Here is a 17,565-nt window from a genome sequence, read left to right as displayed (position 1 = left end):
TATGGTAATTAAAATTCTACCGGCTCGTCTCGCTAACCAAATTGCTGCTGGTGAAGTAGTAGAACGGCCTGCATCAGTAGTAAAAGAGTTGGTAGAAAACAGCCTTGATTCTGGTGCTACCCGTATCGATATCGATATCGAGAAAGGTGGCGCTAAGCTGATTCGTGTTCGTGATAACGGCACTGGGATTGATAAAGAGGAATTGGCATTAGCATTAAGTCGCCATGCTACCTCTAAAATCCACACCCTAGATGATTTAGAGGCGATTGTCAGTTTAGGTTTTCGTGGCGAAGCACTGGCCAGTATTAGCTCGGTTTCTCGGCTAACCTTAACCTCTCGTCCGGCGACACAAGAACAAGCGTGGGCAGCGCACAGTGAAGGGCGAGATATGGCGGTGAAACTTGAACCTACCGCACATCCGATTGGCACCTCAGTCGAAGTGTTAGACCTATTCTTCAATACACCAGCTCGGCGTAAATTTCTTCGCACCGAAAAAACAGAATTTACGCATATTGATGAACTGCTAAAACGTATCGCTTTGAGTCGTTTTGATGTGACAATCAATGTACGCCATAACGGTAAAATGGTGCGACAGTACCGCGCCGCTAAAACTACATCTCAGGAAGAAAAAAGAATTGCAGCAGTGTGTGGTAATGCCTTTGTGCGTCACATGCTGAGGATTGAACTTGAACATCAAGGGCTAAAGTTACACGGTTGGATAACAACCCCAGAAGGAGCTCGTCAGCAGAGTGACTTACAGTATTGTTATGTGAATGGTCGTATGATGCGTGATAAATTGATTAATCACGCCATCAGACAAAGCTATGAGACCAGCTTAAAAGCAGATCAATTTGCAACTTATGTACTGTTTATCGAGTTAGATCCGCATCAAGTTGATGTCAATGTGCACCCTGCAAAACATGAGGTGCGTTTTCATCAAGCTCGTCTAGTTCATGATTTTATCTACCAGGCATTAAGTAGCGCGCTTGCTGAAAGCAAACATATCACAGAGCCTGAAGTTAACCAGTCAGCCTTTCATCACCCCAGTGTTGAGCTAGCAAACAAAGGCGCTGAAAATAGAGAAATAGAAAAGAGTGACACTGACCTAGCTGCGCAGATAGGGCGGGCAGTGGATAAAGTCCCTGCATATCCCCGTAAGGCCGATAGTAACTATGCAGAGGTAGCGGCTACAGCCATACATTCTATTCAAGAAGCTCCTAAACGTAGTGAGTGGCAGCAAACTGCTACCCAAAGTACGTCTCGTTCGAATTATGAGCGCTCACCACAGCCGTCACCTTCTAAAGTGGAAGTGAAGGCATACCAAGAGCTGATGAAAACCGTTCAACCTGCAACAGCAGTGACAATTCCAACGAAGCTGCCTGAAACTCTTAATCAACCACTGAAATTAGAGCAACTAGGTAAGGCGATTTCTGTTATTCAAGGCCAATACTTGCTGATGGGGTCTAAACAAGGTGTGGTGTTACTTTCTCTTATCAAAGGGGCATGGCTTAAAACTAGAGGGCAACTTAATACTGCCGCTGGAGAGTTAAAAAGCCAACCACTGCTAGTGCCACTGTCACTGAAATTGTCTGAACCAGAACGTAAAACACTTGCTCAGTGTCAGCCTGTACTCCGTGAGTTGGGGATTGAGTTAAAAGAACGTAATACGCAAAACATGATGGTGATGGGAGTCCCTCAGCCACTTCGACAGCAAAATCTACAACACTTAATTCCAGATCTGTTATCTTACGCCTCCTTAAATTTGAATGAATCTGGCGGGCAAATAAAAGCGGATATTTTAGCCGATTGGCTTGCCCAGCAGACAACTGAAGTAAAAAGTGACTACACTTTATCGGAAGCGATTCAAATGATTTCGGAATTGGAACAGCTTTGGCAGGGCAAACTACCTTTACACGATACTCGTTTTGTTCAGCCGGTTGATTTTTCCACCACGATTGCTGCGTTGTTAGCATAAATAATTAAAGTAATGATGAATCAGACACTACCACTTGCTCTATTTTTGATGGGGCCAACCGCATCGGGTAAAACTGAAGTTGCTATCCGTTTGCGTCAGAAATACCCAGTTGAAATTATCAGTGTCGATTCGGCTCTGATCTATAAGAGTATGAATATTGGTACGGCGAAGCCCGATGAACGTGAACTTGCGCTCGCTCCTCATCGCTTGATTGATATTCTCGATCCTAGCGAAGCTTATTCGGCTGCTGATTTTCGTCGTGACGCTCTACAAGCCATGCATGACATTACCGCACAAGGAAAAATTCCTCTATTGGTCGGGGGAACTATGTTGTATTACAAAGCTCTACTAGAGGGGTTGTCGCCACTTCCGGCTGCAAACCCAGAAATACGACAACAGATTGAGCAAGAAGCAGCAGCACATGGCTGGAGCTTTTTGCACGATCAGCTGAAAGAGATTGATCCTGTTTCAGCTGACAGAATTCACCCCAATGATCCACAAAGATTGTCGCGGGCATTGGAAGTTTATCGAATTTCAGGTAAAACTCTTACTGAGCTAACTCAAACCAAAGGTGAAAGCCTGCCATTTCGAGTTAAGCAGTTTGCAATAGCTCCCAAGGAAAGGGCTGAGCTCCACCGTCGGATCGAACTTAGGTTTGAAAAAATGATCGAAGCTGGATTTGAAGAGGAGATGAGAGCGCTCTACGCTCGAAAAGATCTTCATCCAGATTTGCCATCCATTCGCTGTGTTGGCTACCGACAAATGTGGGTCTATTTGGATGGGAATTGTACACTGGATGAAGCGGTATTTCGTGGAATCTGTGCAACCCGTCAATTGGCCAAGCGTCAGATCACCTGGTTACGCAGCTGGGATGATTTAACTTGGTTAGATAGCGAAAACATTGATCATGCAGTAGAAACTCTCTCAAATGCGATAGCATCTGACTGAATTAGCTGTGTATAATGTGATCGCTTTTGCGTGATGTACCCTGTAAAGGATCCGTTACTTGAATTTGGACGTATTCATCTCCATAACAAGTAATCACGGGGTTTTTATTCGTTTAGCTCAGATGCAAAGGCCGCACAAATAATGCAGTGCACCACTAGCTAAATAACTACAACAAAATTCAAATAAGGAAAATAAAATGGCTAAGGGGCAATCTCTACAAGACCCATTCTTAAATGCACTACGTCGTGAGCGCATTCCCGTTTCGATCTATCTTGTGAACGGTATTAAACTTCAAGGTCAGATTGAATCATTCGATCAATTCGTGATCCTACTGAAAAATACAGTTAATCAGATGGTATACAAGCACGCAATTTCTACGGTTGTTCCTGCACGTGCAGTGAGCCACCATACCGCGGAACCGCGTACTGGATCTGATCGACCATCAGACAAATCAGAAGATTAATCCTCTGATTAGCATCGTTTATTTACAAAGGAGTTGGTTGCTTGTTTGACCGTTACGAAGCCGGTGAGCGAGCCGTACTTGTTCATATCAACTTCACGCATAAGGGTGAATGGGAAGATCTTAGCGAATGTGAAATGCTAGTTTCTTCTGCTGGAGTGTCGACACTGCAAGTGATTACTGGCAGTCGTCAAACTCCACACCCTAAATATTATGTCGGTGAAGGCAAAGCCCAAGAAATCGCCCAAGCAGTGCAGGCAACTGAAGCTGATGTGGTGATCTTTAACCATGCCCTTTCTCCAGCTCAAGAACGTAACCTAGAACATTTGTGCCAATGCCGAGTGATTGATCGTACTGGTCTTATCCTCGATATTTTTGCTCAACGCGCTCGAACCCATGAAGGTAAGTTGCAAGTTGAACTGGCGCAGTTACGTCACCTTTCAACTCGATTAATTCGAGGCTGGACGCACCTTGAGCGCCAAAAAGGTGGGATAGGTTTGCGTGGTCCAGGCGAAACCCAGTTAGAAACCGACAGACGATTATTGCGTGAGCGCATTAAAGCGATATTACGTCGCTTAGAAAAAGTCGCGAAGCAGAGAGAACAAGGGCGCCGAGCTCGAAATCGAGCTGAAATTCCCACAATATCCCTGGTGGGTTACACCAATGCGGGTAAATCGACCTTATTTAATCGAATTACCGAAGCGGGTGTATACGCAGCAGATCAACTGTTTGCAACGTTAGACCCAACACTGCGTAAAATTGATTTAGCCGATGTGGGTACCGCTATTTTGGCGGATACGGTAGGGTTTATTCGTCATCTACCGCATGATTTAGTTGCAGCGTTCAAAGCCACGTTACAAGAAACTCAAGAAGCTGACATTTTGTTACATGTTGTTGATGCCAGTGATGAGCGTTTTCGTGAGAATATCAAAGCTGTTCATGATGTATTAGAAGAAATTGATGCCCATGAGGTGCCAACTCTTGTCGTTATGAACAAGATCGACAATCTAGAAGGCCAACAACCTCGAATTGAAAGAGATGATGAGGGGATTCCCCGAACAGTATGGGTATCGGCAATGGATGGTCAAGGTATTGACCTGCTTTTCGAAGCACTGACGGAGCGACTAGCTAGTCAGGTGATTCAATATCAACTGTGTATCCCACCACTGCATCAAGGACGCATTCGTAGTACATTTTCACAAATGAAATGTATTCAACAAGAAGAGTATGACCCAGAAGGCAACTTAGTGATTCATATTCGAATGCAGCAAGTCGATTGGTCTAGACTAGAAAAAAGAGAAGAAGCAGTTTTGCGTGACTTTATAGTTACTTAAAGGACTGCTACAGTATAACGTCATATCAAATGATGGAGCTTTCTAATGGCGTGGAATGAGCCTGGTAATAACAACGGCAACAATGGCCGCGATAATGACCCTTGGGGTAATAATAATCGTGGTGACAAAAACTCCGGTGGCCGTGATCAAGGACCACCAGATTTGGACGAAGTTTTTAATAAACTGAGCCAAAAACTGGGTGGAAAGTTTGGTAAGAAAGGTGGTAAAGGCCCTTCGTTCTCTGGTGGTAGTGCAATTGGCTTTGGTGTCATTGCTGCTATTGCGGTGGCGGTATGGTTCTTTTCCGGTTTCTATACTATTGGTGAAGCCGAACGTGGTGTAGTGCTGCGTTTAGGTAAGTATGATCGCATCGTTGATCCTGGTCTAAACTGGCGTCCTCGTTTTATTGATGAAGTGTCAGCGGTTAACGTTGAAGCTATTCGCTCGTTACGTGCATCTGGCCTCATGCTGACCAAAGATGAAAACGTGGTGACAGTAGGAATGGATGTTCAATATCGCGTTTCTGATCCATACAAGTACTTGTATCGTGTTACGAATGCTGACGATAGCTTACGCCAAGCAACTGACTCTGCGCTACGTGCTGTCGTGGGTGACTCATTGATGGATAGTATTTTGACCAGTGGTCGTCAACAAATTCGTCAAAGCACTCAAGCGACATTAAATCAAATCATCGACAGCTATGATATGGGCTTGATGATTGTTGATGTCAACTTCCAATCTGCACGTCCGCCAGAGCAAGTAAAAGATGCATTTGATGATGCGATTGCTGCACGAGAAGATGAAGAGCGTTTCATCCGTGAAGCCGAAGCGTATAAAAATGAAATTCTGCCGAAAGCAACCGGCCGCGCTGAGCGTTTGAAGAAAGAAGCACAAGGTTACACTGAGCGCACAATCAATGAAGCATTAGGTCAAGTGGCTCAATTTGAGAAACTGTTGCCTGAATACAATGCAGCTCCAGAGGTTACTCGTAATCGTCTCTACCTCGATACGATGGAAGAAGTGTATTCTAATACCTCTAAAGTGCTGATTGATTCTGAATCTAGCGGTAATCTGTTGTACTTGCCGATTGATAAATTAGCCGGTCAGGAAAAATCAGAGACCAAACGTCAAACGAAATCATCATCAGCGTATGATCAGATCGAGCTTGAATCTCAGCGTACCGATACGGCAGCTGACACTGATGCTCAGTCTCGTTCAACTAGTACACGTCAAGGGAGATACTAATAATGCGTAAGTTAATGATCCCTGTATTGGTGATTGCACTTGTTCTGATGCTGATGTCATTATTTGTCATCCCTGAAGGTGAGCGTGGAATCGTGGTTCGTTTTGGTCGAGTATTGAAAGACAATAACGAAATTGCCCGCATCTACGAGCCTGGCTTGCATTTTAAAATGCCACTGTTTGACCGTGTGAAAACATTAGACGCACGTATTCAAACTATGGATGGCCGTTCTGACCGCTTTGTCACGTCTGAGAAAAAAGACGTGATCATTGATACCTACGTAAAATGGCGTATCGAAGATTTCGGTCAATACTACTTGGCAACAGGTGGCGGTAATGCACTAACAGCAGAAGCACTGCTTGAGCGTAAAGTGACGGATATTCTTCGTTCTGAAATCGGTTCACGTGAAATCAAGCAAATCGTTTCCGGTCCTCGCAATAAGGATGTGTTGCCTGACAGTACCGATGCGGAAGTGGTGACGACTGAAGCGGCTAAGCAAGCGTTGGAAATTGATGGTCAGCGTGACCAGATTATGGAAGACGTACTGACTGATACTCGCGAAAGCGCTATGAAAGATTTGGGTGTTGAAGTGGTTGACTTCCGTATGAAGAAAATCAACTTACCTGATGAGATCAGCGAGTCTATCTACCGTCGTATGCGTGCTGAACGTGAATCGGTTGCTCGTAAACACCGCTCTCAAGGTCGTGAGAAAGCTGAAATCATTCGTGCCCAAGCTGAGCTTGAAGTGGCGACAATTTTAGCTGAAGCGGATAAAACTGCACGTGTAACACGTGGTGATGCCGATGCAAAATCAGCGAAGATTTACTCTGATGCTTACAGCAAAGATCCTGAATTTTACGGTTTCCTACGTTCTTTGAGAGCGTATGAAAAATCATTCAGTGAGAAAAGCGATATCCTAGTGTTGGATCCTAAGAGTGATTTCTTCAAGTACATGAATAACACCAGTGGTGTTGCAGCTAAATAATCGTTAGTTGTTTAATCAAAGGCTCCTTCTCGGAGCCTTTGTTGTTTTATTGGGATAATATTTCACTGTTCGATAGAGATAATGCAATGTCTAATTCAATTTGGTTTGCGGTAGGTTTGGTGCTGATTGTGGAAGGTCTTGGACCGCTAATCGCCCCCAACGGTTGGCGTAAAATGGTTGCCGAGCTTAGCCAGCAGCCCAATAACCAATTGCGTAGAATCGGTGGCTGCTTGGTGGTGGCCGGCGGAATAATAGCTTATTACTTTGCCAGCTAGAGATCAGTAGTGAGGAGGAGGTGTCTCTTCTGAGGCATCGGCCAAATTAGAGGTATCCATATTCTTCACTTTACCCACCATGTATTTCATTTGATCTTGCATTTTAGTGATCAACATTTGCTGTTGTGTCAGAGCATCATTGAGTTCATTGATGGTTTGTTCTTGAAAAGCCAGTTGGCATTCTAAGTCATTAACACGCTGTTCTAATTGCTGCATATTTTTATCGTTCATCACTTATCACTAATCGTTTAATTTCCATGCTTGAGCAATACCTGCTGATGTACCAGTAATGACTCGCTGCTGGTGGTCAAAGGCCGCATCATACACTACAGCTCGTGGTGGACGGGCATCTTTTAACGGTTCAACCTCGAATCCTTGCTGCTTTTTACCGTTTTTAGCATTCCAAATAGCTACTTGGCTAGAGGGTGAACCAGTCACTAACAAGGAGCCGTCATCGGAAAAACGCGCGGTTGTGAAAATCAGTTGTCTGGAAAAGCTACTCAATTGCGCTATTTTTTTACCGGAAGTTAGATCCCAAATAACGGATTGATTACCACCATCGGAAGTAAATGCCATCAAACCATCTCGTTGTAGAGCAACTCGGTTGACGCGTTGTTCGTGTTCAAAAGAGCGCAAAATTTGACCTGTTTTGGTATCCCAAAGATAAGCGAAATAATCATTGCCACCAGTGAGAGCAAAGCGACCATTGGGAGATAGGGCGACAGAATTGACTTTTTCTCTATGAGCAAGGAACTCTAGGCGGCGACCGCTGACTAAGTCCACATAAATAGCTTTACCATTGGATAAACCAAGTAGTACTTGTTCGCCATCATTTGATATATCAATACTTCGAATGAGGCCGTCAGAGATGGACCATAAGCCCTGTGCTTGTGTCCAACCTAAGTCCCATACCGCAAAATTAATTTGGCTTGCGGTGACAGCGAAACGGCCATTATCGGAGATGCGAATGTGTGAGACAGTATTTGCTTGAGGGTCTTGAGGCCCTAGGTCTGCGAGCATTTTATCTTGTTCAAGATCCCACAAAACCAATTGTTTTTGTTTGGAGTAGATAAGCGCAAAACGACCATCACGGCTGAGGCCGAAGCTGGTCGATCCATTCGGTTCTAGTTCCCAGCGTTGCACGTCGTTGTTAGAGAAAAAACAACCATTTAACATCAATATGACAATGCAGCATAGGATTGAATGAGAAATTATCCGCATGACGTCTAATTATCCGCTTTGAGTGTAAAGACAATCGATCAACATACCGTTATATTGGTACAACTCTGTTTTATGCACCAGTCTTTCTCTGAGATTTGTGCACAATAACAAAAGGTTTGCCTACAAATTGGAGAAATAAATGAAATCATTGTTTAAAGTGTCACTGCTTGCGGCAACCGTAATGCTAGCAGTTGGCTGCCAGAAAGATGAAGCACCAAAAACTGAAGCAGCACCAGCGGCAGAACAAGTGCAAGCTGAAACCGGAAAAACGGTTCACTTTAAAACTGAAGATGACAAAGCAGCTTACGCAATTGGTGTCTCTTTTGCTAATTACTTGAGTACAAGCATTGAGAAACCAAGTGAAATTGGCATCAATCTTGATAAAGATTTTGTACTTAAAGGTATCGAGCACGTTTTTGCGGGTAACGCAGAGCTAAGTGAAGAAGAAACTCGTGCGGCTTTAGAAGCGCTTGATAAGCGTGTTGCAGAAACGATGAAAGCTAAAGCTACTGAAAAAGCGGCAGCTGCAAAAGCTGCAGGAGACGACTTCCGTGCTGAATTTGAAAAACAAGAAGGCGTGAAAAAAACAGAGTCAGGTTTACTTTATCAAGTAATGACACCAGCCACTGGTGAATTACCTAAAGAGACCGATACTGTTCAAGTACACTACAAAGGTACTCTTACAGACGGTACACAGTTTGACAGTTCTTACGACCGTGGCGAACCAGCTACATTCCCGCTAAATCGCGTTATTCCAGGTTGGACTGAAGGCGTACAGTTAATGCAAGTGGGTTCTAAGTATAAGTTTGTTATTCCACCTGAGCTTGCCTATGGCGAACAAGACACACCAACCATTCCTGCTAATTCAACACTCGTATTTGAAGTTGAATTACTGAAGATTGATAACGGTGACGAAGCCGCAAAATAATTGCTTTTCAACGTCATTATTACGCTAAGGGCCTGAATTTATCAGGCCCTTTTCTTTGAACCGCATACTCTGATTAGTTGTTCTAAATCACTTGCTCAAGACTTAACTAGGTTTAAAATTAAAATTTTCTGATAAACTTACATCAATTTGTTGATTTTTCGCACTAAGGCTAGATAACAGTGACAATGACAGAAACTCTAAATGCGGAGATGTTGCTTGAAATGGAATCCGTACATGTGATGCCATTTAGTGAGCACGATAAAATTATTCTTCGTTCCTATGAAGCCGTCGTGGATGGTATTGCTAGTTTGATTGGCCCTTTCTGTGAGATCGTGCTGCACTCATTGGAAGATCTCAATACATCAGCTATCAAAATCGCTAACGGTGAGAATACAGGGCGTCAAGTTGGTTCACCCATCACCGATCTAGCACTGCGTATGCTAAAAGACATTGAAGGTTCAGAGCGCAACTTCTCTCGATCTTACTTTACTCGTGCTAAAGGTGGCGTATTGATGAAGTCCATTACAGTGGCAATCCGTAATGGTGATAATCGAGTTATTGGTTTGTTGTGTATTAACGTCAACCTAGACGCGCCATTTTCTCAGGTTCTGCAATCTTTCATGCCAACACAAGAAGCGCAAGAAGCGGCGTCTTCAGTGAACTTTGCTAGCGACGTTGAAGAGCTGGTGGATCAAACTGTTGAGCGCACGATTGAAGATATCAATGCAGACAAGTCGGTATCTAACAACACCAAAAACCGTCAGATCGTGATGGAGTTGTATGACAAAGGTATTTTTGATATCAAAGATGCCATCAACCGTGTTGCTGACCGACTGAATATTTCCAAGCATACCGTGTACCTCTACATTCGCCAGCGTAAGACTGGAGAAGAATCGTAGTGAGCCAAACGTTGACTTATACGCTACTGGTCAATGGGGCGGTTTATGGCTCTCAGTCAGCGCGCAGTGCTTATCGCTTTGCTTGTGCTGTGATAGAAAAAGGCCACACCCTATCGAGCGTCTTTTTTTATCAAGACGGTGTGCTTAATGGTTCGTCGATTACCGCTCCAGCTAACGATGAGTTTGATTTAGTCAAAGCTTGGCAACAGCTTGCGCTAGAGCATAACGTTAAATTAGAAACTTGCGTGGCGGCGGCGCTCCGCCGTGGCATTATCAGTGATAGTGAAGCGCAACAACATCAACTTGCTACGCATAATTTAGCGGATAACTTTGAGCAAGCTGGTTTAGGGAGTTTGGCCGGAGCATTACTGACGCAAAATAGAGTGGTACAGTTTTGAAAAAATTAGGTTTTGTTTTTCAATCCGCTCCTCATTCAACGTCGGCAGGAAGAGAAGGCTTAGATGCTGTACTCGCTGCGTCAGCGTACAGTGATGATATTGCCCTCTTTTTTGTTGGTTCAGGCGTTACTCAACTCATCGCCAGTCAATCACCAGAACAGGTATTGAGCCGCGACTATATCAGCGCATTTAAATTACTCGACCTATACGATATTGAACAAATCTACCTTTGCCAGCAAAGTATTGATGAATTTGGCTTAGGGGCCGCTAGTTGGGTGATCGATGCTCAAAAGATATCTCCTCAGCAAATCGCACAATTATTGGCACAGTGTGATCAAGTGTTAACCTTCTAAGGAGAGCCAATGCTTCATATCGTAAAAGACGCATCTAAAATGACATTAGTACAGCGATATTCTACCGATGAAGATGAGATACTTTTGATTGAAGATGCTGTATACATGTCCAACCCAAACGCTATGCATTTTGGGCAAATTATCGATCTAACGAAGGTTTATGTCCTTTCCGAGGATCTCGCAGCGCGCGGTGTGGAAGATCTCAGCTCGCCTCATATGATGAAAGTCAATTTTTCTGGCTTTGTTGATTTAACCGTTAAACATGATAAATCAATAACTTGGTAATGTTTTTCTGTTGATTTTATATTTAAAAAATCAACAGCCTTTTTTAGTGGTTAAAAAAGATCTGTATATTTCTTGACACACCTCTCACTGCTGCATAGAATTTTGCGTCCCTATTTGTACTAAGTACGTAGGGACTAGATTTTTCACAAAGCTTACTTTAAGTAAATTCAGGAGCTAGTTAATGGCAACTATTAACCAGTTGGTACGCAAGCCTCGTGCAAAGCAAGTTGTTAAAAGCAACGTGCCAGCACTAGAAGCGTGCCCACAAAAACGTGGTGTATGTACTCGTGTTTACACTACTACACCTAAAAAACCTAACTCAGCACTTCGTAAAGTTTGTCGTGTACGTTTGACAAACGGCTTCGAAGTAACATCGTACATCGGCGGTGAAGGCCACAACCTTCAAGAGCACTCAGTTGTTCTAATTCGTGGTGGTCGTGTAAAAGACCTTCCGGGTGTTCGTTACCACACAGTTCGTGGTGCACTTGACTGTGCAGGCGTTAACGACCGTAAACAAGCTCGTTCTAAGTACGGTGTGAAACGTCCTAAGTCTTAATGGATTTCCGTTAAGTAAGGCCAAACACTAAATTATTTAATTTTTGAAGAAACTGAAAAGTTTTGGATAACCTGAAAAAGACAACGGAGAATATCCATGCCACGTCGTCGCGTTATTGGTCAGCGTAAGATCCTTCCAGATCCAAAGTTCAAGTCTGAACTGCTGGCAAAATTCGTTAACATTCTTATGGTTGACGGTAAAAAATCTACTGCAGAAAAAATTGTTTACACTGCACTAGACACTATGGCTGAGAAATCTGGTAAAGATCACTTAGCTGTATTTGAAGAAGCTCTTGAAAACGTACGTCCAGCGGTAGAAGTTAAATCTCGCCGTGTGGGTGGTTCAACTTACCAAGTACCTGTAGAAGTACGTCCGGTTCGCCGTAACGCACTTGCTATGCGTTGGGTAGTTGATGCTGCGCGTAAGCGTGGTGAAAAATCTATGGCTGCTCGCCTAGCTGCTGAAATGCTAGATGCGTCAGAAAACAAAGGTTCTGCTGTTAAGAAACGTGAAGACGTTCACCGCATGGCAGAAGCGAACAAAGCATTCGCTCATTACCGCTGGTAATACCTTTAGTGCTGCGAGTTTCTCTCGCAGCACATCTTTATACTCTAAGGGATACCTTAGTAAGAGGATACAATCGTGGCTCGTAAAACTCCTATTGAGCGCTACCGTAACATCGGTATCTGTGCTCACGTAGATGCAGGTAAAACAACCACTACTGAACGTATTCTGTTCTACACTGGCCTTTCTCACAAAATCGGCGAAGTTCACGATGGTGCTGCAACCATGGACTGGATGGCGCAGGAGCAAGAGCGTGGTATTACTATCACATCTGCTGCTACAACAACCTTCTGGCGTGGTATGGAAGCACAGTTCCAAGATCATCGCGTAAACATCATTGATACCCCAGGACACGTTGACTTTACAATCGAAGTAGAGCGTTCACTTCGTGTGCTTGATGGTGCAGTGGTTGTATTCTGTGGCTCATCTGGTGTTGAACCTCAGTCTGAAACTGTATGGCGTCAAGCTGATAAATACGGTGTTCCTCGCATGGTGTTCGTTAATAAAATGGACCGTGCTGGCGCAGACTTTTTACGTGTTGTAGACCAAATTAAAAATCGTCTTGGTGCGACTCCTGTTCCTATCCAATTGAATATTGGTGCAGAAGAAGAGTTCAGAGGTGTCATCGACCTTATCAAGATGAAAGCAATCAACTGGAATGAAGCCGATCAAGGCATGACGTTTACATACGAAGACATTCCGGCTGACATGCAAGAACTTGCTGAAGAATGGCACAATAACCTTGTTGAAGCAGCGGCTGAAGCAAGTGAAGAGTTAATGGATAAATACCTTGAAGAAGGTGAGTTGACGGAAGCGGAAATTAAACAAGCATTACGTACTCGTACCATTAATAATGAAATTGTATTAGCTACGTGTGGCAGTGCCTTTAAAAATAAAGGTGTTCAAGCCGTACTTGATGCAGTAATCGAATATTTGCCTTCGCCAATTGATGTTCCAGCAATTAAAGGTCTTGATGACAATGACAATGAAGTTGAGCGTCATGCTGACGACAACGAACCATTTGCAGCGTTAGCCTTTAAAATTGCGACAGACCCATTTGTTGGTACACTAACGTTTATGCGTGTTTATTCTGGAGTCGTAAACTCAGGCGATGCCGTTTACAACTCTGTGAAGCAAAAGCGTGAGCGTTTTGGGCGTATCGTTCAAATGCACGCCAATAAGCGTGAAGAAATTAAAGAAGTTCGCGCTGGCGATATCGCTGCAGCGATTGGCCTTAAAGATGTCACTACTGGTGATACTTTGTGTGATCAAGACCATAAAGTGGTACTTGAGCGCATGGAATTCCCAGAGCCTGTAATTCAAATTGCGGTAGAGCCTCGCTCTCAAGCAGACCAAGAAAAAATGGGTATTGCGCTAGGTAAACTGGCTGCAGAAGATCCATCGTTCCGTGTTGAAACCGACAAGGAAACGGGTCAAACATTGATTTCAGGTATGGGTGAGCTTCACCTAGACATCATCGTTGATCGCATGAAGCGTGAATTCAGTGTTGATTGCAACGTCGGTAAGCCACAAGTGGCGTATCGCGAAACTATCCGTGGTAAAGCGGAAGTTGAAGGCAAGTTCGTTCGTCAATCTGGTGGTCGTGGTCAATATGGTCACGTTTGGCTTAAGATTGAACCTGCGGAACTCGGTGAAGGCTTTGTCTTTGTCGACGAAATCGTTGGTGGTGTGGTTCCTAAGGAATACATCAGCTCGGTTGCGAAAGGTATCGAAGAGCAAATGAACAACGGTGTGTTAGCTGGCTATCCTATTATGGATGTCAAAGCGACATTATTCGATGGTTCATATCATGATGTCGACTCAAACGAGATGGCGTTTAAAATTGCTGGGTCGATGGCGTTCAAGAAAGGTGCTTTAGAAGCGCAACCTGTTCTTCTTGAACCAATGATGAAAGTTGAAGTAACCACTCCTGAAGATTGGATGGGTGATGTTGTTGGCGACTTAAACCGTCGTCGCGGCATGATTGAAGGTATGGATGAAGGTCATGCTGGCCTAAAAATTATCCATGCTAAAGTCCCTCTATCTGAAATGTTTGGTTACGCAACAGACTTACGTTCTGCCACTCAGGGCCGTGCTTCTTACTCTATGGAGTTTGCTGAGTACGCTGATGTGCCGAAGAATGTTGCAGAAGCAATTATTGCAGAGCGCACTTAACAGTTATTTGTTTAATAACGAATCTATTGCGCTGACGAGAGTTGGCGCATAAAATAGCAATTTCTGGCGCGTCTTGAGCTATATGTGACTCAAGGCGAATCATAACTAGGAAGGAACACGATCGTGTCTAAAGCAAAATTTGAACGTACGAAACCGCACGTAAACGTTGGTACTATCGGCCACGTTGACCACGGTAAAACAACTCTAACTGCTGCTATCTGTACTACACTTGCAAAAGTGTACGGTGGTGTTGCGAAAGACTTCGCATCTATCGATAACGCTCCAGAAGAGCGCGAGCGCGGTATTACAATCAATACTTCTCACGTAGAGTACGATACTCCAGCACGTCACTACGCACACGTAGACTGCCCAGGACACGCGGATTATGTTAAAAACATGATCACAGGTGCTGCGCAAATGGACGGCGGTATCCTAGTTGTTGCGGCAACAGATGGCCCAATGCCACAAACACGTGAGCACATCCTACTTGGTCGCCAAGTTGGTATTCCTTACATCATCGTATTCATGAACAAATGTGACATGGTTGACGATGAAGAGCTTCTAGAGCTAGTAGAAATGGAAGTTCGTGAACTTCTATCTGAGTACGACTTCCCAGGTGATGATCTACCAGTAATCCAAGGTTCAGCTCTAGGTGCTCTAAACGGCGAAGAGCAATGGGAAGCTAAAATCATTGAGCTAGCAGAAGCGCTAGACACTTACATCCCAGAGCCAGAGCGTGCAGTAGACCAAGCGTTCCTACTACCAATCGAAGACGTATTCTCAATCCAAGGTCGTGGTACAGTAGTAACTGGCCGTATCGAGCGCGGTATCCTACGTGTAGGTGATGAAGTAGCGATCGTTGGTATCAAAGACACAGTAACAACCACATGTACTGGTGTTGAGATGTTCCGTAAGCTTCTAGACGAAGGTCGTGCGGGTGAGAACGTTGGTGCACTTCTACGTGGTACTAAGCGTGACGAAGTTGAACGTGGTCAAGTACTAGCTAAGCCTGGTTCAATCACTCCACACACTAAGTTCGAATCAGAAGTATACGTACTGTCTAAAGATGAAGGCGGCCGTCATACTCCGTTCTTCAAAGGCTACCGTCCACAGTTCTACTTCCGTACAACTGACGTAACTGGTGATATTTCTCTACCAGAAGGCGTAGAAATGGTAATGCCAGGTGACAACATCCAAATGGTTGTAGAGCTAATCGCTCCAATCGCGATGGATGAAGGTCTACGTTTCGCGATTCGCGAAGGTGGCCGTACAGTTGGTGCTGGTGTTGTTGCTAAAGTTATCGCTTAATTTCGATAATTTATGCACATACTGCATTGAAAAGGGAAGCTTCGGCTTCCCTTTTCTTTTGCCAGAATATAGCAAAAAGACTACTTCTACTTACTTCACATATTTCCCTTGCTATATCTGCTTCCTTTCTATACTATTTGCCGTCCTTAATTCTCGGTCTTTTTCTTTCGTTCCTTGCTTCCTCTGGATGACCGAGCCAACTCAGGAAGCTGAATAATCCGTAAGGAGCAACCGATGCGTCATTATGAAATCGTATTCATGGTGCACCCAGATCAAAGCGAGCAAGTTGCTGGCATGATCGAGCGTTACACTGGTTCTATCACTGAAGCTGGCGGTACTATCCACCGTCTAGAAGATTGGGGTCGTCGTCAAATGGCTTACCCAATCAACAAGCTTCACAAAGCTCATTACGTTCTTATGAACGTTGAAGCTGGCCAAGCTGTGATTGATGAGTTAGAAACTGCTTTCCGTTTTAACGATGCAGTTCTACGTAACATGATCATGCGTACTAAAGCTGCTATCACAGAGCCATCTATCATGCTGAAAGCTAAAGAAGAGCGTTCTAAGCGTGAAGATACTCGTTTCGAAGCAGACGCAGAGTAATTGATTGTATGACCAATCGAATGGAGTTGAGTGGCATTGTCGCGAAACCTCCCATTCGAAGCCAAAGTCCTGCTGGTGTTGAACATTGCCGTTTCTGGCTTGAACATCGCTCAACAGTGATAGAAGCTGATTTACCGAGACAAGTTTATTGTCGTATGCCGGTAGTTGTCAGTGGGCTAAGGTCACAAGCACTCACTCAAAATTTAGTACAAGGCAGCACCATAAACGTTAGTGGCTTTGTCACTTACCAAACCAGCCGTAATGGCGTAGGTAAATTGGTGTTACATGCCGACCACATTACTCAAATTTAAGATCAGGAGATAGCCCATGGCTCGTTTCTTCCGTCGTCGTAAATTCTGCCGTTTTACTGCAGAAGGCGTACAAGAGATTGATTACAAAGACGTAGCAACTCTTAAAAACTACATCACTGAAGCTGGTAAAATCGTACCTAGCCGTATCACTGGTACTAGCGCTAAATACCAACGTCAGCTAGCTCGTGCAATCAAGCGTTCTCGCTACCTAGCTCTACTGCCATACACTGACAAACATCAGTAATTGGCACCGTTTATTAAGAAAGAGGATTAAACAATGCAAGTTATTCTACTTGATAAAATCGGTAACCTAGGCAGCCTTGGCGACACAGTAATCGTTAAATCTGGTTATGCTCGTAACTTCCTTATCCCACAAGGTAAGGCTGTAATGGCAACTAAATCTAACGTTGAAATGTTCGAAACTCGTCGTGCTGAACTTGAAGCTAAAGTTGCTGAGCAACTAGTAGCAGCTCAAGCTCGCGCTGATCAAGTTGACGCTCTTGAAGCGGTTGTTATCGCTTCTAAAGCTGGTGACGAAGGTAAACTATTTGGTTCTATCGGTACTCGTGACATCGCTGACGCTATTACAGCGGCAGGTGTTGCAGTAGCTAAGAGCGAAGTTCGCCTACCTGAAGGTGCTCTACGTAACATTGGTGCGTTCGAAGTTAGCATTCAACTTCATTCAGAAGTTTTTGCAACTGCGAAAGTACAAATCGTTGCTGAGTAATTTCAGTCTTCAGACGA

22 protein-coding genes are annotated in these 17,565 nt (G+C 44.1%); 20 read left to right on the top strand and 2 right to left on the bottom strand.

Annotated features, from left to right (window positions below):
• Position 1 precedes the first annotated feature (1 nt).
• From mutL to MCT08_RS00250, 7 genes are all read left to right on the top strand, one after another.
• Entirely contained in the window at positions 2-1,975 is a 1,974-nt protein-coding gene (mutL, locus tag MCT08_RS00280; RefSeq protein ID WP_274677686.1) for a DNA mismatch repair endonuclease MutL, read from the top strand.
• Positions 1,976-1,990: 15 nt separating this feature from the next.
• Positions 1,991-2,923 carry a tRNA (adenosine(37)-N6)-dimethylallyltransferase MiaA gene (gene miaA / locus MCT08_RS00275; RefSeq protein ID WP_274678639.1) on the top strand — a complete coding sequence of 311 codons (933 nt, stop codon included), beginning with the start codon at positions 1,991-1,993 and terminating at the stop codon, positions 2,921-2,923.
• 196 nt (positions 2,924-3,119) lie between these two features.
• Complete coding sequence (gene hfq, locus MCT08_RS00270; RefSeq protein WP_053309830.1) at positions 3,120-3,386, top strand: RNA chaperone Hfq; 267 nt, start codon at positions 3,120-3,122, stop codon at positions 3,384-3,386.
• A gap of 41 nt (positions 3,387-3,427) precedes the next feature.
• Positions 3,428-4,717, top strand: a complete 1,290-nt coding sequence (hflX, locus tag MCT08_RS00265) for a ribosome rescue GTPase HflX (protein ID WP_053309831.1) — start codon at positions 3,428-3,430, stop codon at positions 4,715-4,717.
• A 45-nt stretch (positions 4,718-4,762) separates the two neighbouring features.
• Positions 4,763-5,962, top strand: a complete 1,200-nt coding sequence (gene hflK, locus MCT08_RS00260) for an FtsH protease activity modulator HflK (RefSeq protein ID WP_274677685.1) — start codon at positions 4,763-4,765, stop codon at positions 5,960-5,962.
• A 2-nt stretch (positions 5,963-5,964) separates the two neighbouring features.
• On the top strand, positions 5,965-6,945 hold the full coding sequence (gene hflC, locus MCT08_RS00255; protein WP_053309833.1) for a protease modulator HflC: 981 nt from the start codon (positions 5,965-5,967) through the stop codon (positions 6,943-6,945).
• A gap of 86 nt (positions 6,946-7,031) precedes the next feature.
• On the top strand, positions 7,032-7,220 hold the full coding sequence (locus tag MCT08_RS00250) for a DUF2065 domain-containing protein (RefSeq protein ID WP_053309834.1): 189 nt from the start codon (positions 7,032-7,034) through the stop codon (positions 7,218-7,220).
• A gap of 3 nt (positions 7,221-7,223) precedes the next feature.
• On the opposite strand, the gene MCT08_RS00245 is transcribed toward MCT08_RS00250, so the two are convergent.
• Complete coding sequence (locus tag MCT08_RS00245) at positions 7,224-7,451, bottom strand: SlyX family protein (RefSeq protein ID WP_053309835.1); 228 nt, start codon at positions 7,449-7,451, stop codon at positions 7,224-7,226.
• 9 nt (positions 7,452-7,460) lie between these two features.
• Positions 7,461-8,441, bottom strand: a complete 981-nt coding sequence (locus tag MCT08_RS00240; RefSeq protein ID WP_171981013.1) for a WD40 repeat domain-containing protein — start codon at positions 8,439-8,441, stop codon at positions 7,461-7,463.
• Positions 8,442-8,580: 139 nt separating this feature from the next.
• Between MCT08_RS00240 and fkpA the strand changes: the two genes are divergently transcribed.
• The 13 genes from fkpA (at position 8,581) to rplI (ending at position 17,548) form a co-directional block, all read left to right on the top strand.
• Complete coding sequence (fkpA, locus tag MCT08_RS00235) at positions 8,581-9,369, top strand: FKBP-type peptidyl-prolyl cis-trans isomerase (RefSeq protein ID WP_168523601.1); 789 nt, start codon at positions 8,581-8,583, stop codon at positions 9,367-9,369.
• A gap of 179 nt (positions 9,370-9,548) precedes the next feature.
• On the top strand, positions 9,549-10,268 hold the full coding sequence (locus MCT08_RS00230) for a helix-turn-helix transcriptional regulator (protein ID WP_053309838.1): 720 nt from the start codon (positions 9,549-9,551) through the stop codon (positions 10,266-10,268).
• Positions 10,268-10,666, top strand: coding sequence for a sulfurtransferase complex subunit TusD (gene tusD, locus MCT08_RS00225; RefSeq protein ID WP_420883316.1), 399 nt, complete (start codon positions 10,268-10,270; stop codon positions 10,664-10,666). Before MCT08_RS00230 ends, tusD begins: the two co-directional genes overlap by 1 nt.
• A complete protein-coding gene (gene tusC / locus MCT08_RS00220; protein WP_274675512.1) occupies positions 10,663-11,019 on the top strand; it encodes a sulfurtransferase complex subunit TusC in 357 nt (118 codons plus the stop codon). The genes tusD and tusC overlap by 4 nt, the downstream gene beginning before the upstream one ends.
• 9 nt (positions 11,020-11,028) lie before the next feature.
• Positions 11,029-11,304 carry a sulfurtransferase complex subunit TusB gene (tusB, locus tag MCT08_RS00215; protein ID WP_192075474.1) on the top strand — a complete coding sequence of 92 codons (276 nt, stop codon included), beginning with the start codon at positions 11,029-11,031 and terminating at the stop codon, positions 11,302-11,304.
• A gap of 181 nt (positions 11,305-11,485) precedes the next feature.
• Positions 11,486-11,860 carry a 30S ribosomal protein S12 gene (gene rpsL, locus MCT08_RS00210; RefSeq protein ID WP_005595139.1) on the top strand — a complete coding sequence of 125 codons (375 nt, stop codon included), beginning with the start codon at positions 11,486-11,488 and terminating at the stop codon, positions 11,858-11,860.
• Between the two features lie 96 nt (positions 11,861-11,956).
• Positions 11,957-12,427, top strand: coding sequence for a 30S ribosomal protein S7 (gene rpsG / locus MCT08_RS00205; protein WP_053309842.1), 471 nt, complete (start codon positions 11,957-11,959; stop codon positions 12,425-12,427).
• 75 nt (positions 12,428-12,502) lie between these two features.
• Positions 12,503-14,599 (top strand): elongation factor G, encoded by a 2,097-nt coding sequence (gene fusA, locus MCT08_RS00200; protein WP_168523595.1) that lies wholly within the window; start codon positions 12,503-12,505, stop codon positions 14,597-14,599.
• Positions 14,600-14,722: 123 nt separating this feature from the next.
• The gene (gene tuf / locus MCT08_RS00195) at positions 14,723-15,907 is read left to right on the top strand and encodes an elongation factor Tu (protein WP_171980930.1); all 1,185 of its coding nucleotides are present in this window, start codon (positions 14,723-14,725) and stop codon (positions 15,905-15,907) included.
• A gap of 234 nt (positions 15,908-16,141) precedes the next feature.
• Positions 16,142-16,510, top strand: coding sequence for a 30S ribosomal protein S6 (gene rpsF, locus MCT08_RS00190; RefSeq protein WP_053311187.1), 369 nt, complete (start codon positions 16,142-16,144; stop codon positions 16,508-16,510).
• An 8-nt stretch (positions 16,511-16,518) separates the two neighbouring features.
• Positions 16,519-16,821, top strand: coding sequence for a primosomal replication protein N (priB, locus tag MCT08_RS00185; RefSeq protein ID WP_053311188.1), 303 nt, complete (start codon positions 16,519-16,521; stop codon positions 16,819-16,821).
• A gap of 16 nt (positions 16,822-16,837) precedes the next feature.
• Positions 16,838-17,065, top strand: coding sequence for a 30S ribosomal protein S18 (rpsR, locus tag MCT08_RS00180; protein ID WP_000090472.1), 228 nt, complete (start codon positions 16,838-16,840; stop codon positions 17,063-17,065).
• Positions 17,066-17,098: 33 nt separating this feature from the next.
• Positions 17,099-17,548 (top strand): 50S ribosomal protein L9, encoded by a 450-nt coding sequence (rplI, locus tag MCT08_RS00175; protein WP_168523591.1) that lies wholly within the window; start codon positions 17,099-17,101, stop codon positions 17,546-17,548.
• Positions 17,549-17,565: the final 17 nt, after the last annotated feature.

Origin of the sequence: Vibrio aestuarianus, assembly GCF_028858425.1 — a bacterium.
Classification (GTDB): Bacteria; Pseudomonadota; Gammaproteobacteria; order Enterobacterales; family Vibrionaceae; genus Vibrio; species Vibrio aestuarianus.
The sequence above is the reverse complement of the archived record's forward strand: the minus strand, read 5'-3'. Positions and strand labels throughout refer to the sequence as shown.

Bases quoted from the DNA above. Each gene is read 5' to 3' on its own strand.
- priB (WP_053311188.1), top strand. From the start codon at position 16,519: ATGACCAATCGAATGGAGTTGAGTGGCATTGTCGCGAAACCTCCCATT.
- rpsL (WP_005595139.1), top strand. From the start codon at position 11,486: ATGGCAACTATTAACCAGTTGGTACGCAAGCCTCGTGCAAAGCAAGTT.
- rpsF (WP_053311187.1), top strand. From the start codon at position 16,142: ATGCGTCATTATGAAATCGTATTCATGGTGCACCCAGATCAAAGCGAG.
- MCT08_RS00240 (WP_171981013.1), bottom strand. From the start codon at position 8,441: ATGCGGATAATTTCTCATTCAATCCTATGCTGCATTGTCATATTGATG.
- rpsR (WP_000090472.1), top strand. From the start codon at position 16,838: ATGGCTCGTTTCTTCCGTCGTCGTAAATTCTGCCGTTTTACTGCAGAA.
- hflK (WP_274677685.1), top strand. From the start codon at position 4,763: ATGGCGTGGAATGAGCCTGGTAATAACAACGGCAACAATGGCCGCGAT.
- miaA (WP_274678639.1), top strand. From the start codon at position 1,991: ATGAATCAGACACTACCACTTGCTCTATTTTTGATGGGGCCAACCGCA.
- MCT08_RS00245 (WP_053309835.1), bottom strand. From the start codon at position 7,451: ATGAACGATAAAAATATGCAGCAATTAGAACAGCGTGTTAATGACTTA.
- fkpA (WP_168523601.1), top strand. From the start codon at position 8,581: ATGAAATCATTGTTTAAAGTGTCACTGCTTGCGGCAACCGTAATGCTA.
- MCT08_RS00250 (WP_053309834.1), top strand. From the start codon at position 7,032: ATGTCTAATTCAATTTGGTTTGCGGTAGGTTTGGTGCTGATTGTGGAA.
- hfq (WP_053309830.1), top strand. From the start codon at position 3,120: ATGGCTAAGGGGCAATCTCTACAAGACCCATTCTTAAATGCACTACGT.
- tusB (WP_192075474.1), top strand. From the start codon at position 11,029: ATGCTTCATATCGTAAAAGACGCATCTAAAATGACATTAGTACAGCGA.
- mutL (WP_274677686.1), top strand. From the start codon at position 2: ATGGTAATTAAAATTCTACCGGCTCGTCTCGCTAACCAAATTGCTGCT.
- hflC (WP_053309833.1), top strand. From the start codon at position 5,965: ATGCGTAAGTTAATGATCCCTGTATTGGTGATTGCACTTGTTCTGATG.
- rplI (WP_168523591.1), top strand. From the start codon at position 17,099: ATGCAAGTTATTCTACTTGATAAAATCGGTAACCTAGGCAGCCTTGGC.
- rpsG (WP_053309842.1), top strand. From the start codon at position 11,957: ATGCCACGTCGTCGCGTTATTGGTCAGCGTAAGATCCTTCCAGATCCA.